This window comes from Rhizobium sophoriradicis (genome assembly GCF_003939025.1).
Taxonomy (GTDB): domain Bacteria; phylum Pseudomonadota; class Alphaproteobacteria; order Rhizobiales; family Rhizobiaceae; genus Rhizobium; species Rhizobium sophoriradicis.
The window spans coordinates 43,235-60,172 of the sequence record NZ_RQIH01000006.1 but is presented as its reverse complement, the minus strand read 5'-3'; the positions used below and the strand labels follow the sequence as shown (position 1 = coordinate 60,172).

The 16,938-nt window shown below is 60.6% G+C and carries 19 protein-coding genes; 4 read left to right on the top strand and 15 right to left on the bottom strand.

Features of this window, described 5'->3' with window-relative positions; all coding sequences use genetic code 11:
• Positions 1-106 precede the first annotated feature (106 nt).
• The gene (locus EFR00_RS32990; protein ID WP_164519010.1) at positions 107-304 is read right to left on the bottom strand and encodes a hypothetical protein; all 198 of its coding nucleotides are present in this window, start codon (positions 302-304) and stop codon (positions 107-109) included.
• Here EFR00_RS32990 and EFR00_RS11230 point away from each other — a divergent pair.
• From EFR00_RS11230 to EFR00_RS11220, 3 genes are all read left to right on the top strand, one after another.
• A complete protein-coding gene (locus EFR00_RS11230) occupies positions 258-2,150 on the top strand; it encodes a putative bifunctional diguanylate cyclase/phosphodiesterase (protein WP_077993153.1) in 1,893 nt (630 codons plus the stop codon). The genes EFR00_RS32990 and EFR00_RS11230 overlap by 47 nt on opposite strands.
• Positions 2,151-2,301: 151 nt before the next feature.
• Positions 2,302-2,946, top strand: a complete 645-nt coding sequence (locus tag EFR00_RS11225; RefSeq protein WP_009994856.1) for an HD domain-containing protein — start codon at positions 2,302-2,304, stop codon at positions 2,944-2,946.
• A gap of 12 nt (positions 2,947-2,958) precedes the next feature.
• Positions 2,959-3,816 carry an MOSC domain-containing protein gene (locus tag EFR00_RS11220; protein WP_077993149.1) on the top strand — a complete coding sequence of 286 codons (858 nt, stop codon included), beginning with the start codon at positions 2,959-2,961 and terminating at the stop codon, positions 3,814-3,816.
• A 176-nt stretch (positions 3,817-3,992) separates the two neighbouring features.
• Here the strand turns inward: EFR00_RS11220 and EFR00_RS11210 are convergent, their stop codons facing one another.
• From EFR00_RS11210 to rpoZ, 12 genes are all read right to left on the bottom strand, one after another.
• Positions 3,993-4,988, bottom strand: coding sequence for an aldo/keto reductase (locus EFR00_RS11210; protein ID WP_077993148.1), 996 nt, complete (start codon positions 4,986-4,988; stop codon positions 3,993-3,995).
• Positions 4,989-5,089: 101 nt separating this feature from the next.
• Positions 5,090-5,860, bottom strand: coding sequence for a DNA repair protein RecO (gene recO / locus EFR00_RS11205; RefSeq protein WP_009993637.1), 771 nt, complete (start codon positions 5,858-5,860; stop codon positions 5,090-5,092).
• A gap of 120 nt (positions 5,861-5,980) precedes the next feature.
• A complete protein-coding gene (locus EFR00_RS11200; protein ID WP_010049222.1) occupies positions 5,981-6,466 on the bottom strand; it encodes a response regulator in 486 nt (161 codons plus the stop codon).
• 245 nt (positions 6,467-6,711) lie between these two features.
• Entirely contained in the window at positions 6,712-7,464 is a 753-nt protein-coding gene (locus EFR00_RS11195) for a Crp/Fnr family transcriptional regulator (protein WP_009995498.1), read from the bottom strand.
• Positions 7,465-7,615: 151 nt separating this feature from the next.
• A complete protein-coding gene (gene era, locus EFR00_RS11190) occupies positions 7,616-8,557 on the bottom strand; it encodes a GTPase Era (protein WP_009995497.1) in 942 nt (313 codons plus the stop codon).
• Between the two features lie 7 nt (positions 8,558-8,564).
• On the bottom strand, positions 8,565-9,284 hold the full coding sequence (gene rnc, locus EFR00_RS11185) for a ribonuclease III (protein ID WP_077993146.1): 720 nt from the start codon (positions 9,282-9,284) through the stop codon (positions 8,565-8,567).
• Positions 9,281-10,024, bottom strand: coding sequence for a signal peptidase I (gene lepB / locus EFR00_RS11180; RefSeq protein ID WP_038687925.1), 744 nt, complete (start codon positions 10,022-10,024; stop codon positions 9,281-9,283). The genes rnc and lepB overlap by 4 nt, the downstream gene beginning before the upstream one ends.
• 157 nt (positions 10,025-10,181) lie before the next feature.
• The gene (gene acpS / locus EFR00_RS11175; protein WP_004675052.1) at positions 10,182-10,586 is read right to left on the bottom strand and encodes a holo-ACP synthase; all 405 of its coding nucleotides are present in this window, start codon (positions 10,584-10,586) and stop codon (positions 10,182-10,184) included.
• A gap of 38 nt (positions 10,587-10,624) precedes the next feature.
• On the bottom strand, positions 10,625-11,215 hold the full coding sequence (locus EFR00_RS11170) for a DUF2062 domain-containing protein (RefSeq protein ID WP_077993144.1): 591 nt from the start codon (positions 11,213-11,215) through the stop codon (positions 10,625-10,627).
• Positions 11,216-11,370: 155 nt separating this feature from the next.
• Entirely contained in the window at positions 11,371-11,520 is a 150-nt protein-coding gene (locus EFR00_RS11165) for a DUF3563 family protein (RefSeq protein WP_004675049.1), read from the bottom strand.
• 192 nt (positions 11,521-11,712) lie between these two features.
• Complete coding sequence (locus EFR00_RS11160) at positions 11,713-13,947, bottom strand: RelA/SpoT family protein (RefSeq protein WP_038687917.1); 2,235 nt, start codon at positions 13,945-13,947, stop codon at positions 11,713-11,715.
• 142 nt (positions 13,948-14,089) lie between these two features.
• On the bottom strand, positions 14,090-14,494 hold the full coding sequence (gene rpoZ / locus EFR00_RS11155; protein WP_003574261.1) for a DNA-directed RNA polymerase subunit omega: 405 nt from the start codon (positions 14,492-14,494) through the stop codon (positions 14,090-14,092).
• Between the two features lie 298 nt (positions 14,495-14,792).
• Between rpoZ and EFR00_RS11150 the strand changes: the two genes are divergently transcribed.
• Positions 14,793-15,374, top strand: a complete 582-nt coding sequence (locus EFR00_RS11150) for a LabA-like NYN domain-containing protein (protein WP_038687915.1) — start codon at positions 14,793-14,795, stop codon at positions 15,372-15,374.
• A gap of 39 nt (positions 15,375-15,413) precedes the next feature.
• On the opposite strand, the gene smpB is transcribed toward EFR00_RS11150, so the two are convergent.
• Together smpB and dapA are read right to left on the bottom strand one after the other, a co-directional pair.
• On the bottom strand, positions 15,414-15,893 hold the full coding sequence (gene smpB / locus EFR00_RS11145) for an SsrA-binding protein SmpB (protein WP_038692393.1): 480 nt from the start codon (positions 15,891-15,893) through the stop codon (positions 15,414-15,416).
• A 95-nt stretch (positions 15,894-15,988) separates the two neighbouring features.
• A complete protein-coding gene (gene dapA / locus EFR00_RS11140; protein WP_038687913.1) occupies positions 15,989-16,873 on the bottom strand; it encodes a 4-hydroxy-tetrahydrodipicolinate synthase in 885 nt (294 codons plus the stop codon).
• Positions 16,874-16,938: the final 65 nt, after the last annotated feature.

Here is a 16,938-nt window from a genome sequence, read left to right as displayed (position 1 = left end):
AGCCAAACCGGCTCTTCGCCGGCAGCCTCCGCGATATTTCAGCGGTTTTTGATATAAAAACGCCCGTCCCGGGCCGCGTGTACGCCTGCTGCACTGCAACCGAATATTAATCCGGCGACTCCAGAATAATCTGCGGCATTGCCACCAGACGTTTGTAGAATCCATGTTTGTCTTTGAGGGTCCCATGGCCGATATTTTGAGGCACGTACGTCAATGGCGGGCGGTTTTTGCCGTGGCCGTTCTCCAAGACGCTTCCCATGAAAGCTGAAGCGCTCTTCTGGCGGCAATGCACAGAGGCTGTCATGGCCGACGGATCCATCGACGCGCAGCGTCTGATGGAGCTGGTGATCGCAACCTATCGCGGCCATGAAAGCGACTATGACGCAATCGAACAAGGCGCGGAAACGCTGCTGAAGGAAAACCAGTCTCTGAGAGGCAATCTTTCGGCCCTCAGCCAGGCGTTCGACGGACAGAAAAAACTCTTCGAGATCGTCCTCAACAACCTGCCGCTCGGCCTCAGCGTCTTCGACGCCGACCAGCGGCTGACACTCTACAATAGCCGCTTCCACCAGCTCTTCGGGCTGACTCCGGAGGATATCGCGGCGGGCGCAACGATTACCGAGCTTATTGGAAAAATGCGCGGCAGCGAGAGCGCCGTCTCACCCAGCGGCCGGCGAACCGGCCGACGTGCCTCCGCCAAGGCGGGGAGCAGCAGCATCCGCCGGCGCGAATGGCTGATGAATGACGGCCGCATTATTCAAAGCGTGGTGAAGATCCTCTCCGACGGCAGCAACATCGCCATCCATGCCGACGTGACGGAGGATCGAAAGGCAGCAGAGCGTATCGCCTATCTCGCCCATCACGACCTCCTGACGGATCTTCCCAATCGCATCTATTTCCGCGAGCAGGTCGATGCCACGCTTGCGGAACGCAAGCCGGACGAGCAGATTGCCCTCGTCCACCTCAATCTCGACCGCTTCAAATCGATCAATAATACGATCGGGGTGTCGGTTGGCGACAAGATCCTGCAGCAGGTCGCCGAGCGCATCCGAGCCTCGGCCGGCTCGGAAAATACTCTGGCGCGACTCGGCTCAGACGAATTCGCCATCCTGCAGGCGGGTAAGCAGCAGCCCTGGAATGTGACGGCCTTGGCCGACCGGATCCGCCGCGCGCTTTCCGAACCATTCCTGCACGGCGAAAAAAGGGTGGAGCTCAGCGTCTCCATGGGCATCGCAATCGCTCCCAGGGATGGCGAAGAAACGGATATCCTTTTGAAAAATGCCGGCGTGGCGCTGTTGCATGCCAAAGCCGACGGCCGCAAGGGCGAGCGCTTTTTCACCCGCGAGATGGATGCGCAGATGCAGTTGCGCCATGCTCTCGAGGCAGATCTTCGCGCCGCCGTCGAAAACGAAGAATTCGAGCTACACTACCAGCCGCTCTACGACCTTTCCAAGCGGCGGATCTGTGGTTTCGAAGCGCTGATCCGCTGGAACCACCCGATCCGCGGCCGCGTATCGCCGATGGATTTCATCCCGCTTGCCGAGGAGGTCGGGCTCGTCGTCGATATTGGCCGCTGGGTTTTGCGCCGGGCCTGCAGCGATGCGGCGCAATGGCCGGAAGGAATCAAGGTGGCGGTCAATGTTTCGGCGATCCAGTTCAGCAGCAGCGATCTGACGCAGGATGTCAGCGAAGCGCTTGCCGCCGCTGCGCTATCGCCGTCACGGCTCGAACTCGAAATCACCGAGAGCGTGCTGATGGAGAACCTTAGCGAGGTGCTGCCGATCCTGCACGCACTGAAGGAGCGCGGTATCCGCATCTCGATGGACGACTTCGGAACCGGATACTCCTCTCTGAGCTATCTCTCGAGCTTTCCCTTCGACAAGATCAAGATCGACAAATCCTTCGTCAATGACATCGTCGACAATAAGGAAGCGTATGCGATCATGCGCGCAATCATCCTGCTCGGCGATGCGCTCGGCATGCGCGTCACTGTCGAAGGCGTCGAGACGGCCGCCCAGCTGGCGCTGCTCGAATGCGAGGAATGCGACGAGATCCAGGGCTATCACATCAGTCCGCCGCGCCCCGCTCGAGACGTGCCGCACCTTCTCTCCATACCGCCGAAGAGCGACGGTGCGACGGACTTCTCCTGAGGACAGCGCTGAGCTCCTCATGATTGCGACTCGCATGGCAAGCCGCTACACCGGTTTTGTGTTCTGCAACTCTTCGTAGCCGGGCCACTTCCCGGAAACCGCATCCGCTTTCGGTGCTCTATGGACAAATTTCCCAATAACAGGTGGCGCAATGTTCAAGGCCGAAGCCTTCTCCCCTCATGAGACGCTCGCAGCGGCGCTGATTGCGCACGCAACCGAAGGCGACGACGGCTCACACGATCTCGCCCATATCCTGCGCGTCTTCAGAAACGCCATGCGCATCCATGCGGGCGAAGGCGGAGATGGACGCATCCTCGCTGCTGCGGTGCTGCTGCACGACTGCGTCGCGGTTGAGAAGAATTCGCCCTTGCGGGCCAAAGCATCGGCGCTGGCGGCGGAAAAGGCCTCAGTAATCCTGGCCGAACTCGGCTGGAGTGCAGCGGATATCGGCGCCGTCGGCCACGCCATCACCGCTCACAGTTTCTCCGCCGGGGTGACGCCTCGGACAATCGAGGCGAAGATCCTGCAGGATGCCGACCGGCTGGACGCGATCGGCATGGTCGGCGCCGCACGCTGCTTCTATATCGGCGGGCGAATGGGATCCGGGCTCTATGATCCGTTCGACCCGGCGGCAACGAACCGTCCCCTCGACGACAAGCGTTATGCCATTGACCATTTCCAGACGAAGCTGTTCAAACTGGCGGAAGGGTTCCAGACCGAGACCGGCCGCCGGCTGGCGGCCGCGCGTGACAAAAGTCTGCGTGATTTTCTCTCGGCATTCATGGACGAAATTTAGGAGCACGGCAGCATGCGTGTCAGCGACCTCTTCATCTACCCGCTCAAGAGCGCTCGGGCCATTGCGCTGCCCGCCGCCGATATTGACGCCTATGGGCTTCCCGGCGACCGGCGGGCGATGATCACCGACCCGCACGGCCACTTCATTACCCAGCGCGAACTGCCGGACCTCGCGCGGATCGAAATACGGCCGGAGGCCGGCGCCTTCCGGCTGCTGATGCAGGGCAAGCCCGAGATATCGGTGCCGCCACCCCGGCCTGAAATCCGCATGGATGTGAGCGTGTGGAAATCGACCGTCAGCGCTGCCGTCGCCGATGCAGAGAGCAATCGCCAGCTGTCCGAATGGCTCGGCCGCGAGGTGCGGCTGGTGTTTTTCGACGGACAGGCACAGCGGACGGCGAATGCCGAATGGGCCGGCGAAGGCACCCCCGTGAGCTTTACCGACGGCTATCAGATCCTGGTGACGACGACCGGTTCGCTGCGGGCGCTGAACGACGATCTCGCCGCCCATGGCGAGGGCAGCGTCGGCATGGAGCGCTTCCGACCGAACATCGTCATCGACACCGACGAGGCCTGGCCGGAGGATCGCTGGGCGGCGCTCGAAATCGCCGGCATCCGCTTCGATCTCGTCAAACCCTGCTCGCGCTGCATCATGACGACGCAGGACCAGCTGACCGGGTCACGCGAGGTGGCAAACCCGATGCCGGCTATGGGCCGCATCCGCATGTCGGCCGACCGGCGCGTGCCCGGCCCGTTGTTCGGCTGGAACGTCACGCCGCGCGGCAGCGGCAGGATCACGATCGGCGACGTGGTCCGCGTCCTCGAAGAAAGGCCGGAGGCATGGGCGTTGAAGGTTCGTGACCGGCGGTAGGGCCGCCACATCCTCCCTCATTCCTGTGCCTGTCACACGAATCCAGTGCGCCCAAGTCCTTGGGCGCGGGAGAGTCTTCTTCAAACTCGCATTGGGTCATTCACCGCGCAGAGGCGCGGTGGCTGGATTCCTGTGACGAGCACAGGAATGAGGGAGCGTGGGGAAGTCCCCACCTCTCACGGATGCCCGAGCGCGGCGTCGATCTCCGCCATAACCCCGGCCGACAGCGGGCCCTTTTCCAGCGCGCCGGCATTTTCCTCCACCTGGGCGACGGTGCGGAAGCCCGGAATGGGGAACGTGCGCGGCGACCTTGCCCACAACCAGGCGAGCGCCCCCTGCGTCAGCGTGCGACCGCCTGATTTGAGAAGGTCGCGGACGGCATCGAGCCTTGCGGCAAATTCCGGGGCCATGCGCCCGTCTTTAAAATAGACCATCCAGTCGAGCGCAGCGCCGCGAACATCCTTGGCGCCGACCGCCTTGTCGGCAGTGAACTTGCCGGTCAACAGTCCCATGGCCAGGGGGCCGCGATTGATCGAGATCAGGCCTTTCTGCTCGACCACGGCGATCATCTCCGGCACCGGCTCGAAGACATTCATCGTATGCTGGATCGAGACAAAGCCCTTTCGCCCGGCATGGCGGGCGGCGCGATCGGGATGATCGGTGCTCCAGCCGAAGGCATCGATCTTGCCTTCGGCGCGCAGCGCTTCCAGCGTATCGAAGACGGCATCCGATTGTTCCAGCGGAAAATCATTAAGGTGAAACTGCAGGAGATCCAGGCGGTCGCGCTTGAGACGGCGCAGCGATGTCTCGACGGAGCGGCGGATGAAAGCCTCATCGGCGAAGGCGCCGATTGCCTGCTTCGTATCGGGATCGGTGGCGAAACCGAATTTGGTGGCGACGATGATGTCGTCACGATTGCCGATTGCCCGGCCGAGCACCTCCTCCGAATGACCGGCGCCGTAGTTCGAGGCGGTGTCGAAGAAACGGATGCCGAGCTCGACGGCACGATGAATTGCTTCCACCGATTCGTCGTCATTGACCTCACCCCAGCCAAGCGGCGTGTCGCCGGCGAAGAAAGGGCCGCCGATCGCCCAGCATCCCATGCCGAGGCGCGGTATTTCGCGGCCGTTCCAAAGCGTGATCGTCGTCGGTGATGCGGTCTTGGTCAGCATGAGCTTCCTCCATAGTTGGCAGTCCTTCAAGACATAGGAAGGGCTCCCAGGCGGGTAAACCACCAAATCCGGAGGATGTTTTGCAGCAGTAAAAAATGAAGTCAGGCGGAGACGCCGTTCGGACCGGAAAGCGTCCGCAGGGCTGGATTGAGCGCCTTGAGGGCGGCCTGGACGAAGCCGTCACGCGCTGCCGAAGCCTCCATGCCGCGCGGTTCATAAACGTGGCGGTGCAGGAAGAACCCCGTCAGACGGAATGCGGCTGCAAGACTGTCGAAGTCGGCCGCGTGATTGCCGTCGACCCCGAGGAAGGGCGGCAGGAGCAGCATCTTGTCCGCCCACGGCGCACCGGCGCTGCGGCTGACGGCGCGGCCGGATTTCGGCGAGACATAGGCGAGATCGGAACGGGCGCCGGTCGCGGCGCATTCGGCAAGGTCGAGACCGAAGCCGAGATCGTTCAGCACCGCAAGTTCGAAACGCACGAAGAGTTCGCCGGCATCGGCTGGATTGTGCAGATGGTCGAGGATGACCTCCAGCGCATCGAAAAGGTGCGGATGCGGGTCGCGCTCCGGCAGCAGGCGCAGCAGCGCACCCATCGCCTGGACGCCATAGACGGCAGTCGCCGTTTCCATCAGGCGCGCGGCGCGCAGCGTCACCGGCTCGACGCGGAACTCACCGAGATGTTCGTCAAGCCGGGCACGCCAAATGACTTCCACCGCATTGCCCGGCTGCAGCACCGGCTGCATGGCGCGAGAGCGGCCGGAACGCACCAGGCCGAGATGGCGGCCGCGATCACGCGTCATCACTTCGACGATGACGCTCGTCTCACCGTGACGCTTGACGCCCAGAATGATCGCGTGGTCCTGCCACTGCATCGAAAAAAGTCCCTGCGGCTGCCGATTCCATCCTACCGTATAATTCCCGACATCGAAATCGAATTAAGGAATCATGCAGTAATTCAAAGCGTTACAGCGTGCTTTCGGCGTCCGGCAGGGTCAAGCCGCAGCCGGAAGAAGCCTCTGCAGGAATTCGCCCATCGCCTTCTCGTCGAAAGGCTTCACCAGAAGCGGTATATGCTGCAGGTCGGGCGGGAAATCGCGTGTATCGGAATAGCCGCTGACGAAGCCGAAGGGGATGCCGACATCGAGAAGATGGCGGGCAAATCCGAAGCTCATGCCCTCGCCGAGATTAACGTCGAGCAGGGCGAAGTCATAGCTTTCCGCAGCAATCGCCGCCCTAGCCTGTTCCAGGCTGCCGACGATATCGATGCCGTCGACGCCGGACAGGCGCAGAATATCCTCCGCCTCCATGGCGATGATCAGACTGTCCTCAAGAACCAGAACACGGTTTGCGCTCATGATTCCATGCCCCTCGTCGGGCGCATGTCGCAGCGCCCCGGCCGTTTCGCCAACATCATTGCCCTCCGGTGCCCCGCATGGCACGCTATCGGTGAATTCCGCCACCATTTCTGAATAAACCATTTTTCTGTCCGGCCAATAAGAATCAAATCGGAGGAAAAGACGACGGCCGACCTTATTTTCCCGGATGCTAATGCGCATTTAAAAAAGACATAGATGGACAGGCTGTGCGTTTCCGCACGCAACAATGCTGCCATTTGTCGGATTGCCATGACGCGCAAGCCCGATTTTCAAGTCACTCCTCGCGCGTCTGGTCCTTTGCCCATGTCCCTGTCGCAAAACCACCGCGCACCTTTGCGCAACATGCTTCAGATGAAGGGGCGCTTGCCCTCTCCAAGCCCTTCCCAGCCGGCGATCGCCATCAATTCCTCGCCGTTCAGCACCTCGCAGCCGCGCTCCTGCCAGCGGATCAATCTCCTTTCGCTAAGCTTCCTCAAGGTTTTGTTGGTGTGGACGATCGAAAGCCCGAGGGTGTCGGCGATGTGCTGCTGGGTGATGGGGATGAATTTGCGACCGTTGAAAAGATCGAGCTTCCTGCCGCGCTCAAACAGGAATGCGAGCAGATAGGCCGCTCTTTCCAGTGCTGTGCGGCGGCCGATGCTGAGGAGATGTTCATCCAATATCCGCTCCTCGCGCGCGGCGATCCAGGTGATGTCGAAGGCGAGCGAGGGGTGCTTGTTATAGAGCGTCATCAGCCTGTCGCGCTCGAAAACGCACAGGGAAACCGGCGAAAGCGCTTCGATGGAATGCTGCATCTCGCCGGCGATGGTTCCCTGCAGGCCGATCAGGTCGCCCGGCATGATGTAATTCAGGATCTGGCGGCGGCCGTCTTCCAGCATCTTGTAGCGGAAGCCCCAACCGGAAAGCACGGTGAAAAGATGGGCGCTGTGGGCGCCCTCGACAAGGATGGTGGAACCGGCATCGACGGCTAGCTCTCCGCGCTTGAAGCGGGAGACGAATTCCAGCTCGTCGCGGCTGAACTCCCTGAAGTTCGGCAGGGGCCGCAAGGGACACAGCTCGCAAGGGGTCTTGAAGGAATTGATGGGTCTCGACAATGCCATACCTGCCCTCGCGGCCGCGGAAGCCGGCCACCCCTCATCGACGCACCGGCGAGCAGGGAATGCGCAAAGCCATGGATACGTTCCGCAACGAAGCGATTTTTTTCCAAGGAAACAAAGGGCTGGCTCCTGCCCGACGAAATCCTTGCCGCTGCTATTTCGGAAAATCGAGACCCATTTCACGGAACCGCTCGGGATCATCGCCCCAATTCTCGCGGACCTTGACGAACAGGAAGAGGTGAACCTGCTGTTCGAGAATCTCCGACAACTCCTTGCGGGAGGCCGTCGAGATCGCCTTGATGGTTTCGCCGCCCTTGCCGAGCGCGATCTTCTTCTGGCTGTCGCGCTCGACATAGATCACCTGCTCGATGCGCACCGAGCCGTCCTTGCGCTCTTCCCACTTCTCCGTTTCGACATGCGAGGAATAGGGAAGCTCCTGGTGCAGGCGCAGAAACAGCTTCTCACGGGTGATCTCGGCGGCGAGCTGACGCATCGGCAGATCGGAGATCTGGTCTTCCGGATAGTACCACGGCCCCTCCGGCAGCGTCGCGGCCAGATAGTCCATGACGTCGTCGCAGCCGGAACCGTTTTCGGCCGAGATCATGAAGGTGCGCTCGAAAGCGATCTTGTCGTTGGCGCTCGCGGCCAGCGCCAGCAGATCCTCGCGATTGACGCGGTCGATCTTGTTCAGCACCAGGATCTTCGGCTGCCGGACTTCCTTGAGGCCTTCGAGGATGGCTTCGGCATCGCCGCGCAGGCCGCGTTCGCTGTCGATCAACAGCATGATCAGATCGGCATCCTTGGCGCCGCCCCAGGCCGAGGTCACCATGGCGCGGTCGAGCCGGCGGCGCGGCTTGAAGATGCCCGGGGTATCCATGAAGACGATCTGGGCATTGTCGTGGATGGCAATGCCGCGCACGATCGCGCGCGTCGTCTGCACCTTGTGGCTGACGATCGAGACTTTGGCGCCGACGAGGCGATTGACCAGCGTCGATTTGCCGGCATTGGTCGGGCCGATCAGCGCGACGAAGCCCGAATGCGTCGGACCATGGGTTTCTGCAGCAGCTTCAGCCGCGATATCTTCTTCTTGTGTCATTGTCCCGTCAGTTTCCGGCAGGCGATTGCTGCCAAATGCCTTCGCGCTCGAGCATCTTGGTCGCCGCCACCTGTTCGGCGGCACGCTTCGACCGCTCTACGCCGGTTTCCGGCATTATGCCAGCAACTTCCACCGTCACCTTGAAGCGCGGATCATGATCCGGTCCGCTGCGTTCATCAACCCGGTAGATCGGCGTAACGCCAAACTTCGCGTGTGACCATTCCTGCAGCTCGGTCTTGGCGTCGCGCTTGGCGCCATCGGCCCTGACCGCCCTGCCCTGCCAATAACGCAGGATGAAGCGCCGCGCGACCTCGAGGCCTCCGTCGAGATAGATCGCCGCGATCAGACTTTCGACGACATCGGCGCGCACGTTCATCATGCGCTTGCCGGTCAGTTTCTTCACATCGGCGCCGGTGCGGATATAAAGGTGAAGGTTGAGTTCGTCGGCGACCGCAGCGCAGGTTTCGGCGCTGACGAGCTGGTTGAGACGAACCGAGAGCTCGCCTTCGCCCGCCGTGCCGAAGGTGCGGAACAAGAGTTCGGCAATGCAGAGCCCGAGGACCCTGTCGCCGAGGAACTCCAGCCGTTCGTAATTGCCGCCCTTTTCCGTCCGGGCGCTGGCATGGGTCAGCGCGCGATCCAGGCGTGCCTTTTCGACGAAGTCATAACCGATCAGGCTTTCAAGCTTTGCGCGGTCTGCCGCGGAAAGCGTCGGCGCCTTGCTCATTCAACAACCTTGAAAAGACGGTCCCAGCGCATGTTGGTCGGCCACTTCCAGATTTCGCGGAACGACGTGTCGTTGCCGAGCGAGAAGAAGATGACGCTGGCGCGGCCGACAAGATTTTCAGCCGGCACGAAGCCGACATCAAAGCGGCTGTCGAGCGAATTGTCGCGGTTGTCGCCCATCATGAAATAATGGCCTTCCGGCACGATGAATTCACGGGTGTTGTCACCGCGCGAGACCGGAGACTGGTCGAGCGTGTCGTAGGTCTTGCCGTTATCAAGCGTTTCGCGGAATACCGGCACGTCCTCACCCGGATCTAGCTTGTAATCCGAGGTGAAGGTGCCGTCCGCCACCTTCGGAACCGGCTTGCCGTTGACGTAGAGCACACCGTCGGTGACCTGGATACGGTCGCCGGGCAGGCCGATGCAGCGCTTGATGTAGTCGATATCGGGATTCGGCGGAAAACGGAAGACGACGATATCGCCGCGCTTCGGATCGGATCCGAACAGGCGTCCATTGGAGATATCCGGCGAGAAGGGCAGCGAATATTTCGAATAGCCGTAAGCGAACTTGTTGACGAAGATGTAGTCACCGACGAGCAGCGTCGGCATCATCGAACCGGACGGGATGGTAAAGGGCTGGAACAGCACCGTTCGAATCACCATCGCCAAAATCAGCGCCTGGATGATGACTTTGATATTTTCCCAGAGGGCGTTCGGCTTGGCTTCGACTTTATCGGACACGCAGTCTTATTCCTTTAAGACGCCGCGACGGCGCAATTCTTTATGTGCTTCTCTCTAGCGGCTTCGGCCGGTTGCGGCAATGGCGACAAGATCAAAAGCGACGAGAGGTCGCGATCAAGCGCCCCCGGGGTCACGATCAACATTCCCGAGATCACTATCAGAGGCTCTCGGGCAACGCCTCGATAATAACGAAGGCCTGCGCCAAGGGATAATCATCGGTTATTGTCAAATGAATGGCGGCCCTGTGACCGGCGGGCAGCATCGACTCGAGGATCACGGCGGCCCCACCGGACAGAACCATGGTCGGCTTGCCGCTCGGCAGGTTGACGACGCCCATGTCCTTCCAGAAGACACCCTGGGCAAGGCCGGTGCCGAGTGCCTTGGAACAGGCCTCCTTGGCGGCGAAACGCTTGGCATAGGATTCGGCACGATTTGCCCGGCGGTCGGAACGGGCGCGCTCGATCTCGGTGAAACAGCGATGGGTGAAGCGCTCACCGAAGCGCTCGATCGATTTTTCGACACGGCGAATGTCGATCAGATCGCTGCCAATGCCGATGATCATCCCAGATCCTTCCGTCGCTCAAGCATTCTGCACGGGTTTCATACGCTCGGCATGTCGCTGGCCGGCCCCGCCAGACGCAATCGCGCCCGCTCCGTCAGGCGCGTGCGGCGGCGCGTCTGAAACCCCTTCACGGTGTAGAACGTCAGCGCATAGAGCGCAACGGACGTCACGGCGGCCGGTGGAATGGCGCCGATCAACATCGGCTCCAGCACCGGCTTCCATAATTCGGAGAAGTTCAGCTTGTGAAACAGGGCGGCGAGATCCACCGCCTGCCCCGCCAGATGATCCTCGCGGCTCAACAGCAGATGGCCGATCTCCCAGGTGATGCCCCAGATGAAGGGATAGGTCAGCGGATTGCCGAAGGCGGCGCAGCCGAGGGCGGCGGCCACCATATTGCCGGAGAGGAAATAGCTGATGACGAAAGCCATGATGAAATGCACGCCGACGAACGGCGTCCACGAGACGAAGGCGCCCGCGGCGACGCCGGCTGCAACCGCATGCGGCGAAGCGCTCAGGCGCAGGATGCGCATTGTCAGATAACGGATCGGGCGAAGGAAACCTTTTCGGGGCCATAGAAGCTCCCGCATCTTTTCCTTGAAGCCAGCAGGCTTGCGACGGCGAAACAACATGGCGGCTATTTAGTGCAGCGCACAGCACCGTGACAAGAGCGGCAAATGATACCACCCGAAAAGCAACCGCTCAATTTTCTCTGCAGAGCAGCGCCTTCATGCCGAGGGGCGTTCGTAACGCAACGTCCCCCACTCATCCAAGTACAAATATGCTGTTAGCGGCTGCGGAACAGACCGCGGTCGACCTGGCGCTGACGAAACTCGAGATCGATACGATCGAACGAGCCGTTCAGATAGGCCATTTCACGTTCCTGTGTGGTCGGCGCGCGAAGTGCCCGAGCGATTTTCCTGATAGGATCAAACATTTCTTGTCTCATCTTCTGTTTACGTTTTCGATGACCAGAAGATAGTCCCGACAAAGGTTAATTACCACCACCGCAACATGGAGACAGCCATGCATTGAGCGCATACATTGCCACTTTGATGCGCGATTTCGACCTTGAAACGGTCATAAAATGTGCAATTCTTGGTCAGCTCCGCGACGGCTTGACAACAGCCTACTCGTAGAGCCGCCGGACCGTGGCGATGCAGTCGAGTTCCTTCATCTGGGCGAGCAGCTGGTTGAGCTGACGCAGATCCCAGACCTCGACCTCGAGCATCATTTCGGTGAAATCGGCGGCCACCCGTACGGTGTTCAGCAGGCGGATATTGACGTCAAGACCTGCAACCGTCTGGGCGACCTTGGCAAGCGTGCCGGGCTCGTTCAATCCATTCACCATGATGCGCGCCATGAAGCGAGACTTGTTGGCCTCGTCGAGGTCCCAGCGGACGTCGATCCACCGGTCGGGCTGATCATCGAAACGCTGCAGGCTTGGCGACTGGATCGGATAGATGGTGATACCATTGCTCTGATCCATGATGCCGACGATGCGATCGCCGGGCACGGCGCCGGTGGAGGCGAACTTGACGTCGACATTGCCGGACAGACCGCGGATCGGGCCGATATCGACATCGGCGTCGAGTTCGGAATGGCCGCCCTCGGCTCCGGCCTTGGTCTTGCCGGGGATCTTGAAGATCATGCCGGCGGCACTGCGGACGTTGAACCAGCCGTCGTCGCCGGAAGGCTTGATGGTGACGCGCTCGTCCTGGTGGTCGGGATAGACGGCGCGCAGCACGTCGAGCGAGGACATCTCGCCGCGGCCGACGGCGGCGATCGCATCCTCGACATCCTTCTGGCCGAGACGGTGCAACGCCGGCTTCATCGCCTCGCGCGAGAAGATTTTGCCGGCTCTGTTGAAGGTGCGCTCGAGAATGCGGTGGCCGAGGCCGGCATATTGCTTGCGGATCGCCATGCGGGTGGCGCGGCGGATGGCGGCGCGCGCCTTGCCGGTGACGACGATTTCTTCCCAGGCGGCCGGCGGAACCTGCACGCCGGAGCGGATGATCTCGACCTCGTCGCCGTTTGCCAGCCGCGTCACCAGCGGCATGATGCGGCCGTTGATCTTGGCGCCGACCGTGGTGTCGCCGATATTGGTGTGCACCGCATAGGCGAAGTCGATCGGCGTGGCGCCGCGCGGCAGAGCAATCAGCTTGCCCTTCGGCGTGAAGCAGAAGACCTGATCCTGGAAAAGCTCGAGCTTGGTGTGCTCCAGAAATTCTTCCGGGCTGTCGCCCTCGGCGAGCGCCTCGATCGTGTGGCGCAGCCAGGAATAGGCGTTGGATTCGCGCGAAAGGATGTCGCCGTCGGCATTGCTGGCGCCGTCCTTATAGAGCGTATGGGCGGCGATGCCGAATTCGGCGATTTCGTGCATGCGCTTGGTGCGGATCTGCAGTTCGATACGCTGGCTGGAGGGACCGACGATTGTGGTGTGCAGCGAGCGGTAGTCGTTCTGCTTGGGCGTCGAGATATAGTCCTTGAAGCGGCCGGGCACGACGCGCCAGCGCGTGTGGACGATGCCGAGCGCACGATAACAGGAGGGAATATCCTCGACGATCAAACGAAAGCCGTAGACGTCTGATAGCTGCTCGAAGGACAGCGACTTCGACTGCATCTTGCGAAAGACGGAATAGGGCTTCTTCTGCCGGCCCTTGACATAGGCGGAGGTCAGGCCGCTGGCGACCAGCAGATCGCGCAATTCGGCCTCGATCTTCTTGACGATGCCCTCGTTGCGCTTGGAGAGCTCTTCCAGCCTTTTCGTGACGGTTTCGTAGGCCTCCGGGTTCATGTGCCGGAAGGAAAGCTCCTCCAGTTCCTCGCGCATGTCCTGCATGCCCATGCGGCCGGCGAGCGGCGCATAGATTTCCATCGTCTCCTCGGAGATGCGGGCCCGCTTGTCGGCCGACATGTGATCGAGGGTGCGCATATTGTGCAGACGATCGGCAAGCTTGACGAGCAGCACGCGTACATCGTCGGAAATGGCCAGCAGCAGCTTGCGCAGGTTTTCCGCCTGCTTGGCCTTCTTGGTGACGAGATCGAGCTTCTTGATCTTCGTCAGCCCCTCGACCAGGCGGCCGATATCCTCGCCGAAGAGTTCGTCGATCTCGGCGCGCGTCGCCGTCGTATCCTCGATCGTGTCGTGCAGAAGGGCGACTGCGATCGTCGATTCATCGAGATGCATATCGGTGAGGATGGCGGCGACCTCGAGCGGATGGGAAATATAGGGATCGCCGCTCGCGCGTTTTTGCTGGCCATGCTTCTGCATGGCGTAAACGTAGGCCTTGTTCAGTAGTGCTTCATTGGCATCGGCCTTGTATTGCTGAACCCGCTCCACGAGCTCGTACTGCCGCATCATTCCAAAGCCACTCCGACAAAAATAAAAGCGCGCCAATCAACGATTGGCGCACACGTGGGCAATAATATGCCTAAGCAATAAAGGCGCAAGATTGACGATTGGTAATCGCCGCTCTTTTCCGGATCAGATCCGGCCGACGCGCTTAATAATCGTCGCTCTTTTCCGGCGGCACCAGGCCTTCGATGCCGGCAAGCAGCTCTTCTTCCGACATCTGGTCGAAAGTGATCGTCTCCGGCAGGTCGTCCTGCTCCTCGCTGTCGGCTGCGGCAACACCGCCGGCGGCGATCATGCTGGCCGGATCGGGCTCGGGCTCGTCGACTTCGACATGCTTCTGCAGCGAATGGATCAGATCTTCCTTGAGATCGTCGGGCGAAAGGGTCTCGTCGGCGATTTCGCGCAGGGCGACGACAGGATTCTTGTCATTGTCGCGATCGATGGTGATCGAGGCACCCTGGGAAATCAGCCGGGCGCGGTGGCTGGCGAGCAGAACCAGCTCGAAGCGGTTCTCTACCTTGTCAATGCAATCTTCAACTGTGACACGGGCCATTGCCTGTCCTTTACGGTCGTCATTTCGGGATTAGCACGCCCGATACAATTAAAACCGGGCAAATACAAGTTTTTCGTTCCGGCTCCCTCGTCTTTATCCGAGGCTGAGCTAAATTTCCATGGAGAACGTCACAATTCTACCGAAGGTTGCTTGGAATATGACGAATCGTGCCCTAAATCTGTCTTATATGAACAGTTGGTAAAGTAAGGACCAAACCAAAAATCACAATAAGTCACTGTATTTATTGAAATTTGATGCCCTGCGAATTTCTTTTTCTCTCATTAGGAATTGGTAAGCGATGTTTGACCCACGCGAAAAAATTGCACTCTTTATCGACGGCGCCAACCTCTACGCTGCATCCAAGAGCCTCGGTTTCGACATAGATTACCGCAAGCTGTTGAAAGCATTCCAGAAACGTGGCTATCTCCTGCGCGCCTATTATTATACGGCCTTGATCGAGGATCAGGAGTACTCATCGATCCGTCCCCTGATCGACTGGCTCGATTACAACGGCTACAAAGTCGTCACCAAACCCGCCAAGGAATTTACCGATTCCATGGGCAGACGGAAGATCAAGGGCAACATGGACATCGAGCTCGCGATCGACGCCATGGAACAATCCGAAACCGTCGACCACCTCGTCATCTTCTCCGGCGACGGCGACTTCACCAACCTTGTCGAGGCGCTCCAGCGCAGAGGCCGCAAGGTCTCGGTGATCTCGACGATGGCGACCCAGCCGCCGATGATCGCCGACGACCTGCGCCGCCAGGCCGATCATTTCATCGATCTCTTGTCCTTGAAGGCTGAGATCGGTCGCGATCCGTCGGAGCGAGCGCCGCGTCCGGCCGAAGTCGCCCCGGCCAGCGATTTCGAGGAATGATCGAAGGCGCCGCGAGCCGATCAGCTGCGGCGTGGTGGGTCAGCCATTATCCTTCAGCAAACGGCTCTTCTGGCGATTCCAATCGCGCTCCTTCTCGGATTCGCGCTTGTCGTGCAGTTTCTTGCCCTTGGCTAGCGCCAACTCCATCTTCGCCCGACCCCGATCGTTGAAATAGATCTTCAGCGGAATCAGCGTCATGCCCTCGCGGTTGACGGCAGAGCGCAGGCGATGGATTTCACGGCCCGACAGCAAGAGCTTGCGGCGCCGGCGCGGTTCGTGATTGAAGCGGTTGGCCTGCAGATATTCCGGCAGGTAGGAATTGATCAGCCAGATCTCGCCGCCCTCATCCGAGGCATAGGATTCGGCGATATTGGCCTTGCCTTCGCGCAGCGACTTGACCTCGGTGCCCGTCAGCACGAGGCCTGCCTCGTAGGTGTCGATGATCTCGTAGTTGAAGCGGGCCTTGCGGTTTTCGGCCACGACCTTGTTCACCACGCGCTGGCTGCCTTTGGGGGCCATGACGATATTCCCTTCGAGGCGCGCGAAAGGCCGCACCCTCATTGTTTGCCTTTATGTAGGGGAACGATCCGGCCTTGTGAAGTCAGCCGATCTTCTCAGTTGAGCAGCCCCGCATGACGCATGGCGGCATCGATCGCTGCTTCGGTTGCCGGTTCCAGCGTCGACAGCAGCGGCGAGCGGACGTTGCGGCTCATGCGGCCGAGCTTGGAGAGGCCGTATTTGGCGCCGCAGAGACCGGGTTCAAGGAAGATCGCCTTGTGCAGCGGCATCAGCCGGTCCTGATATTCCAGCGCTCGGGCGTATTCGCCAGCCAGCGTTGCCGCCTGAAAATCGGCGCAGAGGCGCGGGGCGACATTGGCCGTTACCGAGATGCAGCCGACGCCGCCATGGGCGTTGAAGCCGAGCGCCGTGGCGTCCTCGCCGGACAATTGCCGGAAATCCTTGCCGCAGGTGATGCGCTGCTCGGAGACACGCTCGATCTTGCCCGTCGCATCCTTGACGCCGACGATATTCGAGTGCGCCTTGACGAGCGCGCCCATCGTTTCCGGCGTCATGTCGACCACCGAGCGGCCCGGGATATTGTAGATATAGATCGGCAGGGCGACAGCGTCGGCGATCGCGGAAAAATGCGCGATCAAGCCCTTCTGCGTCGGCTTGTTGTAATAGGGCGTGACGACCAGCACCGCATCGGCGCCGACCTTTTCGGCATGCTGGGCAAGCTCGATCGCCTCACGCGTATTGTTCGAACCGGCGCCGGCCATGACGGGAACGCGTTTTGCGGCCACTTCGATGCAGAGTTCCACGACCCGCTTGTGTTCGGCATGCGACAGCGTCGGCGATTCGCCTGTCGTGCCGACCGGAACGAGACCGCCGCTGCCTTCCTTGATCTGCCAGTCGACATGGGCGGCGAAGCTGTCTTCGTCGATCAGTCCGGCATCGGTGAAGGGGGTGACGAGGGCGGGAATGGACCCATTGAACATGCAAAGCTCCTCACGACCAAATCCTTGCTTCGGCCGCATTCCATGAATAAGAGTTGCGCACCATA

Bases quoted from the DNA above. Each gene is read 5' to 3' on its own strand.
- EFR00_RS11170 (WP_077993144.1), bottom strand. From the start codon at position 11,215: ATGTTGTTTCGCCGTCGCAAGCCTGCTGGCTTCAAGGAAAAGATGCGG.
- recO (WP_009993637.1), bottom strand. From the start codon at position 5,860: ATGCAGTGGCAGGACCACGCGATCATTCTGGGCGTCAAGCGTCACGGT.
- era (WP_009995497.1), bottom strand. From the start codon at position 8,557: ATGACACAAGAAGAAGATATCGCGGCTGAAGCTGCTGCAGAAACCCAT.
- EFR00_RS11150 (WP_038687915.1), top strand. From the start codon at position 14,793: ATGTTTGACCCACGCGAAAAAATTGCACTCTTTATCGACGGCGCCAAC.
- EFR00_RS11195 (WP_009995498.1), bottom strand. From the start codon at position 7,464: ATGGCATTGTCGAGACCCATCAATTCCTTCAAGACCCCTTGCGAGCTG.
- EFR00_RS11160 (WP_038687917.1), bottom strand. From the start codon at position 13,947: ATGATGCGGCAGTACGAGCTCGTGGAGCGGGTTCAGCAATACAAGGCC.
- rnc (WP_077993146.1), bottom strand. From the start codon at position 9,284: ATGAGCAAGGCGCCGACGCTTTCCGCGGCAGACCGCGCAAAGCTTGAA.
- EFR00_RS11210 (WP_077993148.1), bottom strand. From the start codon at position 4,988: ATGCTGACCAAGACCGCATCACCGACGACGATCACGCTTTGGAACGGC.
- rpoZ (WP_003574261.1), bottom strand. From the start codon at position 14,494: ATGGCCCGTGTCACAGTTGAAGATTGCATTGACAAGGTAGAGAACCGC.
- EFR00_RS11165 (WP_004675049.1), bottom strand. From the start codon at position 11,520: ATGTTTGATCCTATCAGGAAAATCGCTCGGGCACTTCGCGCGCCGACC.
- EFR00_RS11220 (WP_077993149.1), top strand. From the start codon at position 2,959: ATGCGTGTCAGCGACCTCTTCATCTACCCGCTCAAGAGCGCTCGGGCC.
- dapA (WP_038687913.1), bottom strand. From the start codon at position 16,873: ATGTTCAATGGGTCCATTCCCGCCCTCGTCACCCCCTTCACCGATGCC.
- EFR00_RS11230 (WP_077993153.1), top strand. From the start codon at position 258: ATGAAAGCTGAAGCGCTCTTCTGGCGGCAATGCACAGAGGCTGTCATG.
- smpB (WP_038692393.1), bottom strand. From the start codon at position 15,893: ATGGCCCCCAAAGGCAGCCAGCGCGTGGTGAACAAGGTCGTGGCCGAA.
- EFR00_RS32990 (WP_164519010.1), bottom strand. From the start codon at position 304: ATGACAGCCTCTGTGCATTGCCGCCAGAAGAGCGCTTCAGCTTTCATG.
- EFR00_RS11225 (WP_009994856.1), top strand. From the start codon at position 2,302: ATGTTCAAGGCCGAAGCCTTCTCCCCTCATGAGACGCTCGCAGCGGCG.
- acpS (WP_004675052.1), bottom strand. From the start codon at position 10,586: ATGATCATCGGCATTGGCAGCGATCTGATCGACATTCGCCGTGTCGAA.
- EFR00_RS11200 (WP_010049222.1), bottom strand. From the start codon at position 6,466: ATGGTTTATTCAGAAATGGTGGCGGAATTCACCGATAGCGTGCCATGC.